The organism is Microbacterium sp. (assembly GCF_036277215.1).
In the GTDB taxonomy this organism is placed as follows: Bacteria; Actinomycetota; Actinomycetes; order Actinomycetales; family Microbacteriaceae; genus Microbacterium.
This window is the reverse complement of sequence record NZ_DASUNI010000010.1, coordinates 1-14,373: the sequence shown is the minus strand read 5'-3', so window position 1 is coordinate 14,373 and position 14,373 is coordinate 1. Positions and strand designations below refer to the sequence as shown.

The following is a 14,373-nucleotide window of genomic DNA, read 5'->3' as shown; positions in this document are numbered from 1 at the left end:
CGGACCAGACCCGCCCCGAGGCTGCGAGTTGCCACTCGACGTCGCTGTTCCAGGCGGAAAGACGACGGCGAGTGGCAACTCGCGACAGGCTCAGCTGCTCTTGCGGATCGCGCGGACGCCCGCCCACAGGCCGAGCACCGCGAGCACGAGCGCGGCGATCCAGCCCCACAGCACGGTGATCGCGCCGAGGTCGCCGGCCAGCAGCGCCCGCTCCGCCTGAACCACCCAGTTCACCGGGTTGACGGTGGCAACCGCGCTCATCCACGGGGGCGCTTCGTCGAGGGGCAGGAGCATGCCGGACAGGATCAGCAGCGGGAAGATCAGCGTCTGCTGCACACCCCAGAACAGCCACTCGCGGTCCTTGGTCTTCAGCGCCAGGGTGTACGACAGCGACCCGAGGCCGACGCCGAACACGGCGAGCAGAGCCAGCCCGAGGATCAGCCCGGGCACGTGGATCGTGAAGCCGAACGGCCACGCGATCAGCACGATGATGAGCGCCTGCACCACGATCGGCGCGATCTCCTTCAGGGCCCGGCCGACCAGCAGAGACGACCGCGACAGCGGCGCCACCAGCGTGCGCTCGTGCGACCCGGTCATCATCTCGTACTGCAGGTTCGAGCCGGTCGCGCCGGTGCCGAACAAGACGATCATCACGAGCACGCCGGGGACGAACCACTGCAGGGTCTCGCCGACGGGCTGTCCGGACGAGCCGATCAGCAGCGGCGCGAACAGCCCCAAGAAGATCAGGGGCTGCACGAGGCTGAAGATCAGCGTGAACGGGTCGCGCAGGACCGGCTTCAGTTCGCGGGTCAGGACGTTCCACGTGTCGCGTGCGGGGTTCGCGCGCACCGCGGCGGTGTCGGGGCGGGTCTGAGTGCTCATCGCTCTGCTCCTGTCTTGACGGATGCATCCCTCTTCGAGGCGGCGGCTCCGGCATCCTGTTCTGCGTTCTCCGGTGCCGTCTGTTCCTCCTCGTTCGGCTCGCCCTCGCCCGCCTCGCGCAGAGTGCGCCCGGTCAGAGCGAGGAAGACGTCGTCGAGGGTCGGCGGCACGCCCGTCGCCCGCACGACCCGGATGCCGGCGGCATCGAGCGCGCGGACCGCGGCGGGCAGCAGCTCGTCGCCTTCCGGTGCGGTGAGGGCGACGGATGCTGCACCGTCGCGCCTGACCTCACGATCGGTCAGCCCCTGCACGACCGCGACGGCGCGGTCGGCGTCATCCGGTGACGCCAAGCCGAAGGTCAGCAGATCGCCGGCGAGGTTCGCCTTCAGCGCGGCGGCGGTGTCATCCGCGATCACGCGTCCTTTGTCCATGACCATGACCCGCTCGGCGTAGCGGTCGGCTTCTTCGAGGTAGTGCGTGGTGAGGAACACGGTCGTGCCGTGCTGTGCGCGCAGGTCGAGGATGTGCTGCCACAGGTTCGCGCGGCTCTGCGGGTCGAGGCCCGTGGACGGCTCGTCGAGGAACAGCAGCGGCGGGGCGTGCATCAGCCCGAGGGCCACGTCCAGGCGTCGCTTCTGCCCGCCGCTGAGCTGCTGCACCGACCGACTCGCGAAGCCGGCGAGATCGAGCGACTCGATGAGCTCCTCAGCGCGCTTGGCCGCCGCGGAGCGAGACATCCCGTAGAACGCTCCCTGGCTGAGCAGCTCGTCGCGCGCGCGCTGGGCGAAGCTGCCGCTCGTCAGCTGACCCACGTACCCGATGCGCGCGCGCACGTCGGCGGGTCTCTTCAGGATGTCGAAGCCGACGACGTGCGCCGTGCCGGCCGTCGGCGGGATGAGGGTGGTGAGCATGCGGAGGCTGGTCGACTTGCCCGCGCCGTTCGGCCCGAGGAATGCGACAAGGTCACCGCGATCAACCTCGAAGGTCAGGTCGGTCACGGCTTCGACGGTCTTCTTCTTCACGACGAATCTCTTGGTGAGACCCTCGGCTTGGATGATCGGTTCGTTCGCCATGCCGCAAAGATAGGACCGATTGCGGACAGGTTCGGTCCTCGTTCTAGGGCAATCTTGTCTCATGTCCGATACGACGACCCGCGCACTGTCGCTCCTGAATCTGCTCCAGACGCACCGCCATTGGCCAGGCGCCGAGCTGGCGGAGCGCCTCGGCGTCACGGAGCGCACCGTCCGGCGCGATGTGGAGCGCCTGCGTGACCTCGGGTACCGCATCGAGTCGACACCCGGCGTCGCGGGCGGATATCGCCTCGAGGCAGGGAGCGCCGTGCCGCCGCTGCTCCTGACCGACGAGGAGGCCGTGGCCATGGCGATCGGGTTGCGCGTCGCGGCGGCCCAGCGGCTGGTCGGCGGGTCGGAGACGGCGCTCACCGCCCTCGCCAAGCTCGAGCAGGTGCTGCCCGCTCCCCTGCGCCGGCGGGTCACCGCCCTGGCGGATGCCGTCCAGCCGACCGGCATCCGCACCGGAGAAGCGGTCTCGACCGAGGTGCTGGGCGAACTGGCGCTCGCGTGCCGCGACCACGAACGCGTGCGTTTCACCTACACCGCGGCATCCGGTGAGATCTCACGCCGCCGGGTCGAGCCGTACACGCTCGCGCCGGCCGATCGGCACTGGTATCTGCTGTGCTGGGACGTCGAGCGCGACGACTGGCGCACGTTCCGCGTCGACCGGGTGAGCGGGATCGAGCACACGCGCGTTCTGTTCCAACCGCGCACGCTCACCCCCGAGGAGATCGAGGAGTTCATCCTCGTCGCACGCTCGTGGGTGCGCACCGCCGTCGAGACCGACATCGTCATGGACCTCTCGATCGACGCGATGCGCGACGCGTTCGGTCAGTGGGGCCAGGGCGCGACGCCGGAGGGCGCGGGTCGGACGCGATGGCCCGTGGGCGGTCAGGACTTCCGCGAGACGATGTACGGCATGTCCTGGGTGCCGGCCGGGGTCGAATACACCACCGATCTGGCCGAGCCCTCGCGCTCGGAGCTGCGCGAGACGCTCGAGCGGATGCTGCGGGCGCTGGATGCTGCGCCGCCGGCGGCGGTCGGGCTCGCCCGCGCCGGCTGACGCCGGCCGAAGCGAAACGCGAAGACTCACAGCGAAACCCAGGTTCACGCTCCTGGCTTCTGTCGTGCGTCGGCGCTAGCTTTGGCACATCGCGGCGATCCGGGCGGACCCGGGCCCCGGCTCATATCCGGTGGCGTTGCGGGTTCGACTCCCGCCGTCGCGTCCATTCAGAAGGGGCACGATCCCCGTGTTCACAAGGGATCGTGGCCCTTTGCGTGTAAAGCGGTAGCGGTTTTGCCCACATTGCCCTCACTACGCGCAGGCGCTCGCCGGGTGTCCGGATGCCAACGGAGGCAACCGTGTGCATGAGTCACAGTCTGGTGGCACGCTCACGAGGGTGTCCAGCGCCCCGGCCACCGCAGTCGTAGCTCGTCGGAGTCGGAGGGAGTGACGTGCGCGGTGGCGCGGACGTCAGTCGTCGGTCGGGGGAGTCCAGTCCTCGGCATCCCATCGATAGAACACGTTGGCCGCCGAGTCTCTCGGCGTCTGCCATCGCTCCGGTCGGTACGGCGAGAGATACGGGCTCAGGTCATTCATGATCTGGGCGAAAGCCGGCCGGTGGGACTCGTGATTCTGCCGGACGGCGGCCGCCTTCACCTTGTCCTGCTCCAGCAGGTGCACGAAGACGTCATCGATGGAATACAGCCAACGCCCGGTCACGCCCGTCTCCATCGGCAGCGGACCTGCGTCCGAGTCGGCGAACACCTGAGCGATGTCGGACTCTGTATCGGGCTTCATCCGCTGGATGATGACGGTCACCGCCCGCTCGGCGGGGACATCCCCGTCCGGAACCCAGCTGTAGAACTCCTTGGCGACCGAGTGCGACGGGTTCTCCCAGTAACTCGGGTACGGCGTGACATACGGACCGATCTCCTCCGCGATCTGCTGAAACGCCGGCAGCCCCCGGCGTTGGCCGGACACCTCCGGGTCCTGCTTGCGATCGAGGACGTGGATGTACAGATCGTCGTGGGAAAGCAGGCTGCGGCCGATGACGCCGAGGTCCTGCGGTCGGGTGATCTGGTCGTAGTGGCCGAAGACGGCACCGACCTTTTCCTCGCTGCCTGGCACCATGTGACAGACGATCACGTTGCGGAAGGGGCGGAAGGTCATGGCTCTCTTCTTTCGCTCGATTGTTGGTGGGGTTTCGCCTAAATCCGCGATTGAACGACTGTCGGCGGGGCGTCGATGAAGATGCGCTGCAGGTGGTCGCTGATTCCGGCGAGCGTCGCCGGGGCGCTGCGATACCCGACGTGCCCGTCGGGGCGGATCAGGTACGCGGTGAGTCCCTGCCCGTCATAGATTCTCCGGAAGTTTCCGGCGCTGTCCCGCAGAACGGGAACGTCGAGATGCGCGGGTACCTGGGCATCCCTGCTCGTGATGAGATAGGCCTCGACCTCGCCCGAGGAACGTTGCCACACCGCGGTGGCGAGCTTGTCCAACTCCACCATGTCGCCCTCGTTCACGGTTTCGTCGGCGTAGAGCAGCAGCGTGGATCTCGTTCCACGCGTGAGATCGAACAGGCGAAGGTTGTGACCGACTCCGAACCTGGTCAGGCCCTGCACGTCCGGTGCCCGCTCGCCGGGCGCTGGCCCGCCCAGAACCGCGGCAGGGCCGATCTCCTCGCCGACCAGGGCGCTTCCGGCGTAGTTCATGGTCATCTGCATCTCGAGCAGGAACTGCGCCTTTTCGTCCTCCATGTCCATCTCGTCAGTGAATGCGAGCGCGACGGCGCGGTCGACGATCGCCTTGCCCGCCGGGCGCCGCTCGGCGTCGTAGCTGTCGAGCAAGGCTGGCGCCGCGATGCCGCGGACGGCGAGCGCGAGCTTCCAGCCCAGATTCCACGCGTCCTGGATGCCGGTGTTCAGGCCCTGCCCGCCGGCCGGCGGATGCAGATGTGCGGCGTCGCCCGCGACGAAGACGCGGTCGGCTCGATACCTGTCGACGATGCCGTGCTTGATGCGGAAGATCGATGACCATCGCAGGTTGCTGGCGGTGGTCGGCTCGGGTGCCAGATCGTCGAGCACGGCCTGGATGTCCGCGAGGGTGGGGGGCGTGTACTCCTGCCAGAATCCGGCCGGGACGACCCCCGACCCGATGGTCTTCTGCAGCGGCTGCGGCGCCAAGGTCGCAACCCGGTAGCGCCCGCGGCCCCGCAATGGGACGCAGACCAGCATCCCGGTGAAGTCGCCATCGTCCTCGATCCGCACGAAGCGGAGGAGATGGCCCGGCGGCATCGTCCAATCGAGTTGGACGTCACCCAGCATGAACAGCTGCGGGAACATCGACAGCCCGCCCTCGAACTGCAACCCGAGGCCCGCACGCACCGCGCTGTGTCCACCGTCACAACCGACCAGATACTGCGCTCGCGTGACCGTCGTGGCACCGGAGGTGCTTTTCAGCGTCGCGGCCACCCCATCGGCATCCTGCTGGAAGGAGGTCAGCTCGACGCCGCGTTCCAGCGTGACTCCGAGGGAGGCGAGCCGGTCGCTCAGAATCCGCTCCGTCTCGTATTGCGGCAGGCCGAGGTGCGCGTAGGGAAGGTCGCTCAGTCCGGCCCAGTCGACCTGATGGGTCAGCTTCCCGTTCACGAAAACCGTTTGGCCATGCAACCAGACCCCTGCGCGAATCGCTTCCGCGACAACCCCCTGGTCCTCCCAGATCTCCATCGTCCGGCAATGGATGCCGATTGCCTTGTCCGCCTGGGCGGCGGCTTCGGGCCGCTTGTCGATGACGCGGACCGCGATTCCCCTGCGGGCCAACTCGATGGCACAGGTCAGGCCGACCGGTCCGCCGCCGACCACCAGCACGTCGACGTCCCTCGCGTCGTTACGGGTCGCGGAGTTGCGGGCCCTGGAGGGCGCTGACGTCGCGGCAGGGGCGGCCGTCGGTGCCGGAGATGGAGCCGGTGCAGGTGTTGCCGCTGCCTCGACCGTCAGCGTCGGCGCGACGGCGATCGCCCGCGCCGGCGCTGTCAGCGGCGGGGCGATAGCCGGGCGCGCGGAGGACTGTTGCACGGCCGGGAATTCCGGGGTGCCCGGGGTCCGTTGGTGCTGAGCGGGGCGGTAGCGGATCTCGAAGACCCGCCGCGCGAATTCAACGGACAACCACCGGGCCAGCGGCCCACTCTGGTCGGCGTGCGACGGATCCTCCACCCAGTTGATGAAGTCCTGCTCGGATTCCCACTCGGCGAAGATGTGGTAGACGAACGATCCCGGCTCCTTGAGGAGTTCTTCGCGTATCAGCCCGGGCGTGCCCGCCAGCCGCGACGCGACGATTGCGTAGGCGTGCTCGAATGCCTCTTCCTCTCCCGGGCTGACTCTGGTGGTCAGATCGATGCGGATCGGCAGCGGCTTGGTTGCCGGGACGGTGCTGAGCAGCTCGTACGTGCTGCGGGCGGCGTCCTCGCGCAGATCCCGCAACCCCGCGGTCAGGGCCTCACGTTGATCGCTGCGGCCGAATGCATCCACAGCGGCGCGGTCGATCCATTCGCTGGTGATGACGAAGGTGCGTGAGTCGTCGACATCCCGGGAGAGCTCTTGACGCACATTGCCCGGCACGCGACTGATCTCGGCAGCCGCCCGGGCCCAGGCCATTTCGAACTCCGCCTCCAGGCCCTGCCGCGCGCGCATACGGAGCACAGTCCTGATCACTGGTTCGCTCACGAGAAGCCCTCCCCGGAAAGGCCCTCGAGATCCGCAGGGACGATCTTGCGCACGATCATCGAGCTGTTGAATCCGCCGAAGCCGCGGGCGTTGACCAATACGACGTCGAGGTCGAGCTCGCGCGGCACCCGCACCAGATCGAGTCCGTACGCCGGATGGGGCTGGTCGAGGTTTCCCACCGCCGGCGCCACACCCTCGCGAACGGCCAGCAGCGCCGTCGCCACACTGAGCGCTGAACCACCGGCGTTGAGTCGGCCGACGAAGCCCTGGGGGGCGGTGACCGGCACGGCGCTGATCCTGTCGCCGAAAACCATTCGCAGCGCGGACGCCTCCAGAGCGTCGAGTTCGGCCACTCCCGCCGCATCGGCGACGATCAGATCGACGTCATCGGGCGTCAGGCCGGCGTCCGCGATCGCCAGGCTCATCGCCCGGGCCATGTACGTCGCGTCCGGCGCCGGAGCATTGGGGTCGAACGCGTCGTGGGTCGCGGCGTACCCGGCGATCTCCCCGTAGATCTGAGGACTCCCCCGGTTGACCGCGGCGCGGAGATCCTCGACCAGAAGCACAGCCCCACCCTCACCGGGCGCATATCCGTTGGCTTGCTCGTCGAAAGGCTTGTAACCGGCACGCGGGTCAGCCGCCGTCGTCAACCGTCCGCTGGTGGCGTAGCAGGTCAGGGCGTAGGGCGACAGCGGGGCTTCCGTCCCGCCGGCGATGACTGCTGTGGTTCCGCGGCGAACCACACGGCGCGCATGGCCGAGGCTGTCCATGCCGCCGGCTCCCTCCGTCACCAGCACGCTGGCAGGGCCTTTCGTGGCGTGCCGGATCGAGGATTGCCCGGTGCTGGCCGCGTAGAACCAGGCAATGGACTGGTAGGCACCGACCGCTCGGGGGCCTTTTGTATACAGGCCGGTCATCTCCCTCTGGCCGAACTCGTTGCCGCCCGAACCCGCCGCGAGAGCCACCGACGTCGCATACGGATCGTGGTCCGCAGGGTTGTACAGTGCGTCGTCGAGGGCCATTCGTGTTGCAGCCAGGGACATCCACGTCCAGCGGTCGGTCTGCACGACCAGCCTCGGGTCCACATGGTCGGTCACCTCGAATCCCTCGACCTGCCCCGCAATCGTGGTGCTGTAGCGGGTCGGATCGAAGGCGGTGATGCGGCGCACACTCAACTCACCGGCAAGGATGCTCTTCCAGTGCTGGTCGGCGCCGATACCGCTGGGCGCGATCACACCGATGCCTGTGACCACCGCGCGGGTCATGCCGCCACCTCGGGTTTAGCAAGCACGATCGCGGACTGGAATCCGCCGAAGCCGCTGCCCACCGAGACGACGACGTCCACCGGCATGGCACGGGCGGTCTTGGGCACGTAGTCCAGATCGCACTCCGGGTCGCGGTTCTCCAGGTTCGCGGTGGGCGGAACGACGCCGTGCTCGATGGCGAGGCTGCAGGCGACCAGCTCGATGGAGCCGATCGCACCCAGCGAATGCCCGACCATGGACTTGATCGAGCTCATCGAGATCTCGTAGGCGTGCTGACCGAGGCTGCGTTTGACCGCGGCGGTCTCGTGTCTGTCGTTCTGCTTCGTGCCCGAACCATGGGCGTTGACGTAGTCGATCGTCGTCGGGTCGAGCTCGGCCTGGCAGAGCGCGGCATCGATTGCGGCGCTCATCTCCACCCCGTCAGGCCGCAGCCCCGTCATATGGAAGGCATTGCACCTGTTGGCGAAGCCGCCGATCTCGCAATAGATGTGGGCGCCTCGCGCCCGGGCGCTGGCGTACTCCTCCAGGACCAGCACCGCCCCGCCCTCGCCCATCACGAACCCGTCACGAGTCGCGTCGAACGGCCGCGATGCGCATTCGGGATCATCGTTGCGCGCGGACGTCGCGTGAATGGTGTCGAAACAGGCGACGGAGATCGGTGAGATGGGAGCATCACTCGCTCCCGCGATGACGATGTCGGCGTCGCCGTCCTGGATCAGTTGCGCGCCGTAGCCGACGGCGTCGATCCCGGATGTGCAACCGGTCGACATCACCGACGCCGGCCCGTGCGCATGGAACCGCATGGCGAGTTCGGTGGCTGCACTGCTGGGGATCAGCGAGTTGTACAGGAACTTCGACCCGTACGCGGGATCGACCAGCCAGTCCCGACCGTGGTTGCTGACGTTGACGTACCCATCCTCGAGCTGCATCGTCGCGCCGACCGCACTGCCCACGCTGATCGCGAGCCGGTCATGATCGACTCCGGCTCCAGAGCGCAGGTCCAACCCACTGTCGGCGACGGCTTCGTCCGCTGCGACCATGGCGAACTGGATGAAGCGGTCGTTGCGGTAGATCTCCTGCGGCGTCAGGCCCGAGGTCAGCGGGTCGAAGTCGACTTCTGCGGCGATCTGCGACCGAAAACGCGCGGGATCGAAGAAGCTGATCCTGCGCGTAGCGGTGCGACCCTCCGTCAGCAGGTTCCAGAACGCCTGCTTTCCGACGCCGCCGGGTGCGACGACCCCGATGCCCGTGACGACCACCCTCCGGCCGGTGCTCATCGGACTGCCCCCAGGGATCCGGGTGATGGTTCGGTGTCGACGTGGCCCAGCTCCGGGCGTGGCGCCAGCGGCCCGCAGGTGAAGACGAAGAAGGCAGGTGCCGAGCCGTCATTGACGATGCGGTGACGTACCCCGATGGGAATATGGATCGCTGATTCCCCCACCAGTCGTCGCTCATCACCGTCCACGGTGATCAAGACGTCACCGGAGACGCAGTAGAGGAATTCCTCGGAGTAGGGATGCCAGTGTTCGGTGACAATCTCCCCGGGCGCGAGGCTGAGTGTTCCCATGAAGGCCGCAGTGGACCCGACACTGGCCGGTGACAGCAGAGTGCGGATGTCCCCGCCGCGGCGGTAGTTCGGCGGGGCTTCGTCGCGATGCACGGTGGGGCCGCACCTGACTGCCGATGTGGGGTGCGCATTGATGGTCAACGGAACTCCTCAGCGGTGGTCGATACAAGAGCGGCGGATTCTGCAGGCCCCGGCGGGAGTGGTTCTGAGCCGGCGGCGACTGCCTGCACCTTCTGGGCGATGATGGCCATCTGGATCTTGCTGTTGGAGTCGATCCGAGTGGTCATGGCGGCGGTGTCGACCGGCGCCGTCGGGCGCATCCGGAAGTCCTGCACCCAACGCATCACCGTTCCGCCTGCCACGGGCCGGTACGTCCACTCGATGTCCATGAACTCGAACGGGCCAGGCTCGACGCGCCGGGCGGTCACTCGGCGAGCGATCGGGTCGAGAGTCCGCTCGGAGACCCAGCTCCAGACCGTCCCCTCAGCGTCCGGATGCATGGCCAGCCGGAACAGGAAGTAGCGGTTGTCCCGGTTCTCGAGGATGTCGACCGACGCGTATTCGGTGAACAGATTCGGCCAATTGCCGAGGTCGTTGGTCAGCTGCCACACCAACTCCAGCGGGGCGTCGATGACGATGGAGTTGTCGGTGTGCCCTGCAGTGTCCACGATTACGACGCTCGTTCGACGGAGGGCATCGCGAGCTGGCTCTGCACCACGTCGACGATCTCACCGAACGTGTAGTGCTCCGTTCGATCGTCGGGCATTTCGATCCCATAGACGGCCGCCAGTTCGGTCTGCATCTCAAGAAATGCCAGCGAGTCGAGTCCGACGTCGGAGAACCGGGCCGAGGGGTCGTCGGTCTGGGACGCGATCGGCAGACCGGCCTTTCTGGTGAGCAACGTCATCAGATCGCTGATCGTGAAGGTGTCGTTCATGCTGGGATGACCTCCTCTAGGTGGGGCGTTGGGGAAAGACCGCGAGGCCGGATCGGCTCCGCGGGGGCTGGGACGGCGAAGACGGCATCTGACGTCAGCGAGGCGACGTGGGATCCCTGCTGACGAATTTCGTCAGCACTGGCGAGCAGGCCAGGCATCTCCCGGTCGAGGAACTGGATGTCATGCCGGTCGGCGCGAATGTCGGGGTGCCGCAGCAATGCTCGATGCAGGGTCGCCGTCGTCGACAGGCCTGGCCCGTCCACCGCCATTTCGGCCAGGGCGCGATCCATCCTGGACAGTGCCTGATCCCGGGTGGGCGCCCACACGATGAGTTTGGCCAGCAATGAGTCGTAGTGCGGGCTCACCTGATCGCCCTCCCGGTACCCGGTGTCCATCCGCGTCCAGGGCCCGGCCGGCGCTCGGTAGATGTCGAGCCGACCGGGTGTCGGCGCGAACCCCCGCGCCGGGTCCTCGGCGTTGATCCGGCATTCGATGGCGGCTCCACTGCATCGCACATCCGCTTGCTCGAAGCCGAGAGGCAGACCATCGGCGATCAAGATCTGTTCGCGGATCAGGTCGATGCCGGTCAGCATCTCGGTGACCGGGTGCTCCACCTGAATTCGGGCGTTCATTTCCATGAAGTAGGGCTCTCCCCTGCCGTCGACCAGGAATTCCATGGTCCCGGCGCCCGTGTAGCCGACCGACAGCGCCCCGCGCACGGCCAGCGCCCCCAGGTGCTCGCGCTGCGAGACCGTCATGTGGGCGGCGGGCGCCTCCTCGAGGAGCTTTTGATGACGACGCTGCAGCGAGCAATCGCGCTCCCCCAGAAAGACGCCGTTGCCGTGCTCGTCGCACAGCACCTGCACCTCTACGTGGCGCGCACCGGCCAGGTAACGCTCCACGTAGACTGCCGGGTCGCTGAAGACCGCCCTGGCAACCTCGCGCGTGCTGACATACGCGTCGCTGAAATCGGCCGCGCTGTGGACGACCGTCATCCCGCGGCCGCCGCCACCGGCAGCAGCCTTGATGATGACGGGATACCCGATCTCGTCGGCGATCTCCTGCCCATCACCCACCGAGCGCACCGGTTCGACCACCCCGGGCAGCATCGGCAGCCCCGCCTCGGCCATGAGCCGACGCGCCGTGGCCTTATTGCCCATGTCCTGCATCACCGACGGAGGCGGGCCGATGAAGGTCAACCCCGCCGACTCGCAGATCTCCGCGAAATCCGGGTCCTCGGACAGGAAACCGTAGCCGGGATGGATGGCGTCGGCGCCTGTCTGCAGGGCAGCCTCGATGATGTTGGGAATGTTCAGGTAGCTCCGTCGGGGTGCCGGTGGGCCGATGTTCACGGCGATGTCGGCCAACCGGACGACCTCGGAATCCCGGTCGGCGGAGCTGTGCACGGCGACGACGTCGATGCCCAACTCCCGGCACGTCCTGGCAATTCGAACGGCGATCTCACCGCGGTTGGCGATGAGCAGTTTCCGGATCATGCCGCCTGCTCCTTCGGACGAAGGCGCAGGAGAACTTGGTCGTATTCGACAGACTCACCGTTGCTCACCAACACCTCGGCGACGATGCCCGACTCGCCCGCCACGATCGGGTTCATCATCTTCATCGCCTCGATGATCGCCACCGTGGTGTCGGCCTCCACCTCGTCGTCGACACGGACGAAGGGTTCTGCGCCGGGTGACGGCGCGGCGTAGAAACAGCCGACCAGCGGTGCCCGCACTGCCGTGAACGCGTCGTCCACGACGGATGGGGGCACCGCGGGCGCAACGCGTGCTGCCTGGCCGGGGTGAGCCGTGGTCCGCTGATCGACAACCGACTCCGCGGTTCCCGCCTGGTCGGCCCACTCGACCTCGATCTCGCGATCGCCGCCGCGGACCCGTATGCGGCGCAGGTCGCCGGGTAGCGTCCGGGCGAGTTCGGCCACTTCCTGCCGCAGCTCGAGCATCGATTCCGCGTTGCCGGGTGCCGGGAGAAGTGCTGCCGCGCCAGGAACATCGCCGTTCCTGGATGCAATCGTGTTGTTCGTCGTCATCTCGGTCCGCCTCAGCCAGCGATGTCCGTAGGCAGAGTCATCGCGGCGGCCGCGCCACCGAGCCGGGAGAACCGTTGCTCCCGACCCGACAGCAGATCGGCAGGGGAGATGCCCCCCAGCTCGTCGATCTCCCGGATGATGATCTCGCGAAGGGTTCGTCCGCAGGCAGCCGGATCCGCCTGCGCACCGCCGGCCGGTTCGGGTACCACTGAGGTGGCGATGCCGCTGCTCAACAGCTGCGGCGCGCCCAGTTGCAGCGCCCTGGCCGCAGTCGGCGCCGACGACGCGCTCCTCCAGAGGATCGCCGCACACCCTTCCGGACTGATCACCGAAAGGAACGCGTTCTCCAGCACCAGCAGCCGATCCGAGGTGCAGAGCGCCAGGGCTCCGCCGCTGCCGCCTTCGCCCGTGATGATGGCGACCACCGGAACCCGCAGCCGCGAACTGCGCATGATGGCATCGGCGATGGCGATCGACTGCCCGCGCTCCTCGGCATCCGGGCCGGGGTGAGCGCCAGGGGTGTCGACGAACGTGACCACCGGCAGCCCGAACACCTCGGCGTGCTCCATCAGGCGCATGGCCTTGCGGTAGCCCTCGGGGTGGGCCATCCCGAAATTGTGAGCGACGAGCTCTTTGACCGTGTGGCCCTTCTGATTGCCGATGACCACGACAGACCGACCGGCAAGGGATGCCACCCCGCCGATGACTGCGGGGTCATCGGCATAGGCCCGATCGCCATGCAGTTCGACGAAATCGTCGAAAACGAGCCGAAGGTAGTCCGCTGTCGTCGGCCGATCAACGCTACGCGCGGCTTGAACCACCGCCCACGAGTCCCGCACTGGCGGAGGCCCGGCCGGCCTCGCTTCTGTGGACTCGGGGGCGGGATCGGAGGCGATGCCGGTGCTTCGTCCGGCATGCAGATCTATCAGCCGGATCAGCACCGACCGTAGGTCGGCCCTGTTTTCCACTCGGTCCGCCAAGCCGTGCGAGAGCTGCGATTCAGCCGTCTGAAAGCCTGCGGGAAGCGCCGCGCGGATGGTTTCCTGCACGACCCGAGGGCCGGCGAACCCGACGTGCGCGCCCCTTTCGGCGATCACCACCGAGCCCAGACTGGCGAAGGATGCGGAGACACCTCCGTACGTAGGATCGGTGAGCACGCACACCGACAGCACGCCCGACTCTCGAAGCCGGGCAAAGGCGACCGCCGTGCGGGACATTTGCAGAAGCGAGAACACCCCCTCCTGCATCCGTGCTCCGCCGCTTGCACACACGACGATCAGTGGCTGCCGCAGCCGGAGTGCCAGGCTGGCCGCCTCGCTCACCCGGCGGCCGACCTCCAGGCCCATGCTCCCGCCCATGAAAGAGAACTCCATCGCGGCGAGAATCGCCCTCCGGCCACCGAGGAGTGCGGCGCCCACGATGACCGCCTCGGATTCCCCGGAATTCGCCATTGCGTCGGTCAATCGGTCCCGATACATACGGGAGTCGGAGAATTCGAGCGGGTCGGGCACCAAAGGGTCGAAATCCGCCTCGCGAAAACTTCCTTCATCGACCAGCAATTCGATGCGAGCCCGCGCCCCCATTCGCACGTGGTGCTCACATTCAGGACATACCTGCAGGTTTCGATCCAGTCGCTTGTGGTAGACAAGGCAACCGCACCCCGGGCACTTCGTCCACTCGGCCCGGCCAGCGGGCAACAGCACTGGCTCCAGCGTGTGTGTCATCGGATTCCCCTCTTTCGCGGGTATTCACAACCGGAAGGGCGAGGCGGTGTCTCGGGGTGCTCGGCTGACTCGTGGTCGACGTCCACGTCGGCCGACGAAGGGGTCCGCAGGGTGGATTCAGCCCTGGTGGGCTGGCGACTCCCAGTGGTAGAA

Annotated in this window: 12 protein-coding genes, 1 tRNA gene and 1 pseudogene; 2 read left to right on the top strand and 12 right to left on the bottom strand. The window is 67.5% G+C overall.

The genetic code is table 11. The features are described 5' to 3' along the window. Positions 1–90: 90 nt before the first annotated feature. Complete coding sequence (locus VFX99_RS00510) at positions 91–882, bottom strand: ABC transporter permease (protein WP_329664363.1); 792 nt, start codon at positions 880–882, stop codon at positions 91–93. Beyond that, positions 879–1,955 carry an ATP-binding cassette domain-containing protein gene (locus tag VFX99_RS00505; RefSeq protein WP_329664362.1) on the bottom strand — a complete coding sequence of 359 codons (1,077 nt, stop codon included), beginning with the start codon at positions 1,953–1,955 and terminating at the stop codon, positions 879–881. Before VFX99_RS00505 ends, VFX99_RS00510 begins: the two co-directional genes overlap by 4 nt. Positions 1,956–2,016: 61 nt before the next feature. Here VFX99_RS00505 and VFX99_RS00500 point away from each other — a divergent pair, with 61 nt between their 5' ends. After that, positions 2,017–3,018, top strand: a complete 1,002-nt coding sequence (locus VFX99_RS00500) for a YafY family protein (RefSeq protein WP_329664361.1) — start codon at positions 2,017–2,019, stop codon at positions 3,016–3,018. A gap of 90 nt (positions 3,019–3,108) precedes the next feature. Beyond that, positions 3,109–3,184, top strand: a tRNA-Met gene (locus VFX99_RS00495). Between the two features lie 245 nt (positions 3,185–3,429). On the opposite strand, the gene VFX99_RS00490 is transcribed toward VFX99_RS00495, so the two are convergent. The 10 genes and pseudogenes from VFX99_RS00490 to accA all read right to left on the bottom strand — a co-directional run bounded on the left by VFX99_RS00490 (position 3,430) and on the right by accA (position 14,220). Beyond that, on the bottom strand, positions 3,430–4,128 hold the full coding sequence (locus tag VFX99_RS00490; RefSeq protein WP_329664360.1) for a TcmI family type II polyketide cyclase: 699 nt from the start codon (positions 4,126–4,128) through the stop codon (positions 3,430–3,432). Between the two features lie 38 nt (positions 4,129–4,166). After that, complete coding sequence (locus tag VFX99_RS00485; RefSeq protein ID WP_329664386.1) at positions 4,167–6,656, bottom strand: FAD-dependent oxidoreductase; 2,490 nt, start codon at positions 6,654–6,656, stop codon at positions 4,167–4,169. 20 nt (positions 6,657–6,676) lie between these two features. Next, positions 6,677–7,945, bottom strand: a complete 1,269-nt coding sequence (locus tag VFX99_RS00480) for a beta-ketoacyl synthase N-terminal-like domain-containing protein (RefSeq protein ID WP_329664359.1) — start codon at positions 7,943–7,945, stop codon at positions 6,677–6,679. Continuing rightward, positions 7,942–9,222 carry a beta-ketoacyl-[acyl-carrier-protein] synthase family protein gene (locus VFX99_RS00475; protein WP_329664358.1) on the bottom strand — a complete coding sequence of 427 codons (1,281 nt, stop codon included), beginning with the start codon at positions 9,220–9,222 and terminating at the stop codon, positions 7,942–7,944. Before VFX99_RS00475 ends, VFX99_RS00480 begins: the two co-directional genes overlap by 4 nt. After that, entirely contained in the window at positions 9,219–9,653 is a 435-nt protein-coding gene (locus tag VFX99_RS00470) for a cupin domain-containing protein (RefSeq protein ID WP_329664357.1), read from the bottom strand. Before VFX99_RS00470 ends, VFX99_RS00475 begins: the two co-directional genes overlap by 4 nt. Further along, positions 9,650–10,180: an SRPBCC family protein gene (locus VFX99_RS00465; RefSeq protein ID WP_329664356.1), complete on the bottom strand. Its 531-nt coding sequence runs from the start codon at positions 10,178–10,180 to the stop codon at positions 9,650–9,652. Before VFX99_RS00465 ends, VFX99_RS00470 begins: the two co-directional genes overlap by 4 nt. A 2-nt stretch (positions 10,181–10,182) precedes the next feature. Beyond that, a complete protein-coding gene (locus tag VFX99_RS00460; RefSeq protein WP_329664355.1) occupies positions 10,183–10,449 on the bottom strand; it encodes an acyl carrier protein in 267 nt (88 codons plus the stop codon). A gap of 155 nt (positions 10,450–10,604) precedes the next feature. Then, a pseudogene (locus VFX99_RS00455) lies at positions 10,605–11,945 on the bottom strand (acetyl-CoA carboxylase biotin carboxylase subunit); the annotation flags it as partial. Next, complete coding sequence (locus VFX99_RS00450; protein ID WP_329664353.1) at positions 11,942–12,496, bottom strand: acetyl-CoA carboxylase biotin carboxyl carrier protein; 555 nt, start codon at positions 12,494–12,496, stop codon at positions 11,942–11,944. The pseudogene VFX99_RS00455 and the gene VFX99_RS00450, both read right to left, overlap by 4 nt. Positions 12,497–12,507: 11 nt before the next feature. After that, the gene (gene accA / locus VFX99_RS00445) at positions 12,508–14,220 is read right to left on the bottom strand and encodes an acetyl-CoA carboxylase carboxyl transferase subunit alpha (protein ID WP_329664352.1); all 1,713 of its coding nucleotides are present in this window, start codon (positions 14,218–14,220) and stop codon (positions 12,508–12,510) included. Positions 14,221–14,373: the final 153 nt, after the last annotated feature.

Excerpts from the sequence above, each read along its gene's own strand:
- VFX99_RS00510 (WP_329664363.1), bottom strand. The coding sequence starts at position 882 with ATGAGCACTCAGACCCGCCCCGACACCGCCGCGGTGCGCGCGAACCCC.
- VFX99_RS00505 (WP_329664362.1), bottom strand. The coding sequence starts at position 1,955 with ATGGCGAACGAACCGATCATCCAAGCCGAGGGTCTCACCAAGAGATTC.
- VFX99_RS00500 (WP_329664361.1), top strand. The coding sequence starts at position 2,017 with ATGTCCGATACGACGACCCGCGCACTGTCGCTCCTGAATCTGCTCCAG.
- VFX99_RS00490 (WP_329664360.1), bottom strand. The coding sequence starts at position 4,128 with ATGACCTTCCGCCCCTTCCGCAACGTGATCGTCTGTCACATGGTGCCA.
- VFX99_RS00480 (WP_329664359.1), bottom strand. The coding sequence starts at position 7,945 with ATGACCCGCGCGGTGGTCACAGGCATCGGTGTGATCGCGCCCAGCGGT.
- VFX99_RS00475 (WP_329664358.1), bottom strand. The coding sequence starts at position 9,222 with ATGAGCACCGGCCGGAGGGTGGTCGTCACGGGCATCGGGGTCGTCGCA.
- VFX99_RS00460 (WP_329664355.1), bottom strand. The coding sequence starts at position 10,449 with ATGAACGACACCTTCACGATCAGCGATCTGATGACGTTGCTCACCAGA.
- VFX99_RS00450 (WP_329664353.1), bottom strand. The coding sequence starts at position 12,496 with ATGACGACGAACAACACGATTGCATCCAGGAACGGCGATGTTCCTGGC.
- accA (WP_329664352.1), bottom strand. The coding sequence starts at position 14,220 with ATGACACACACGCTGGAGCCAGTGCTGTTGCCCGCTGGCCGGGCCGAG.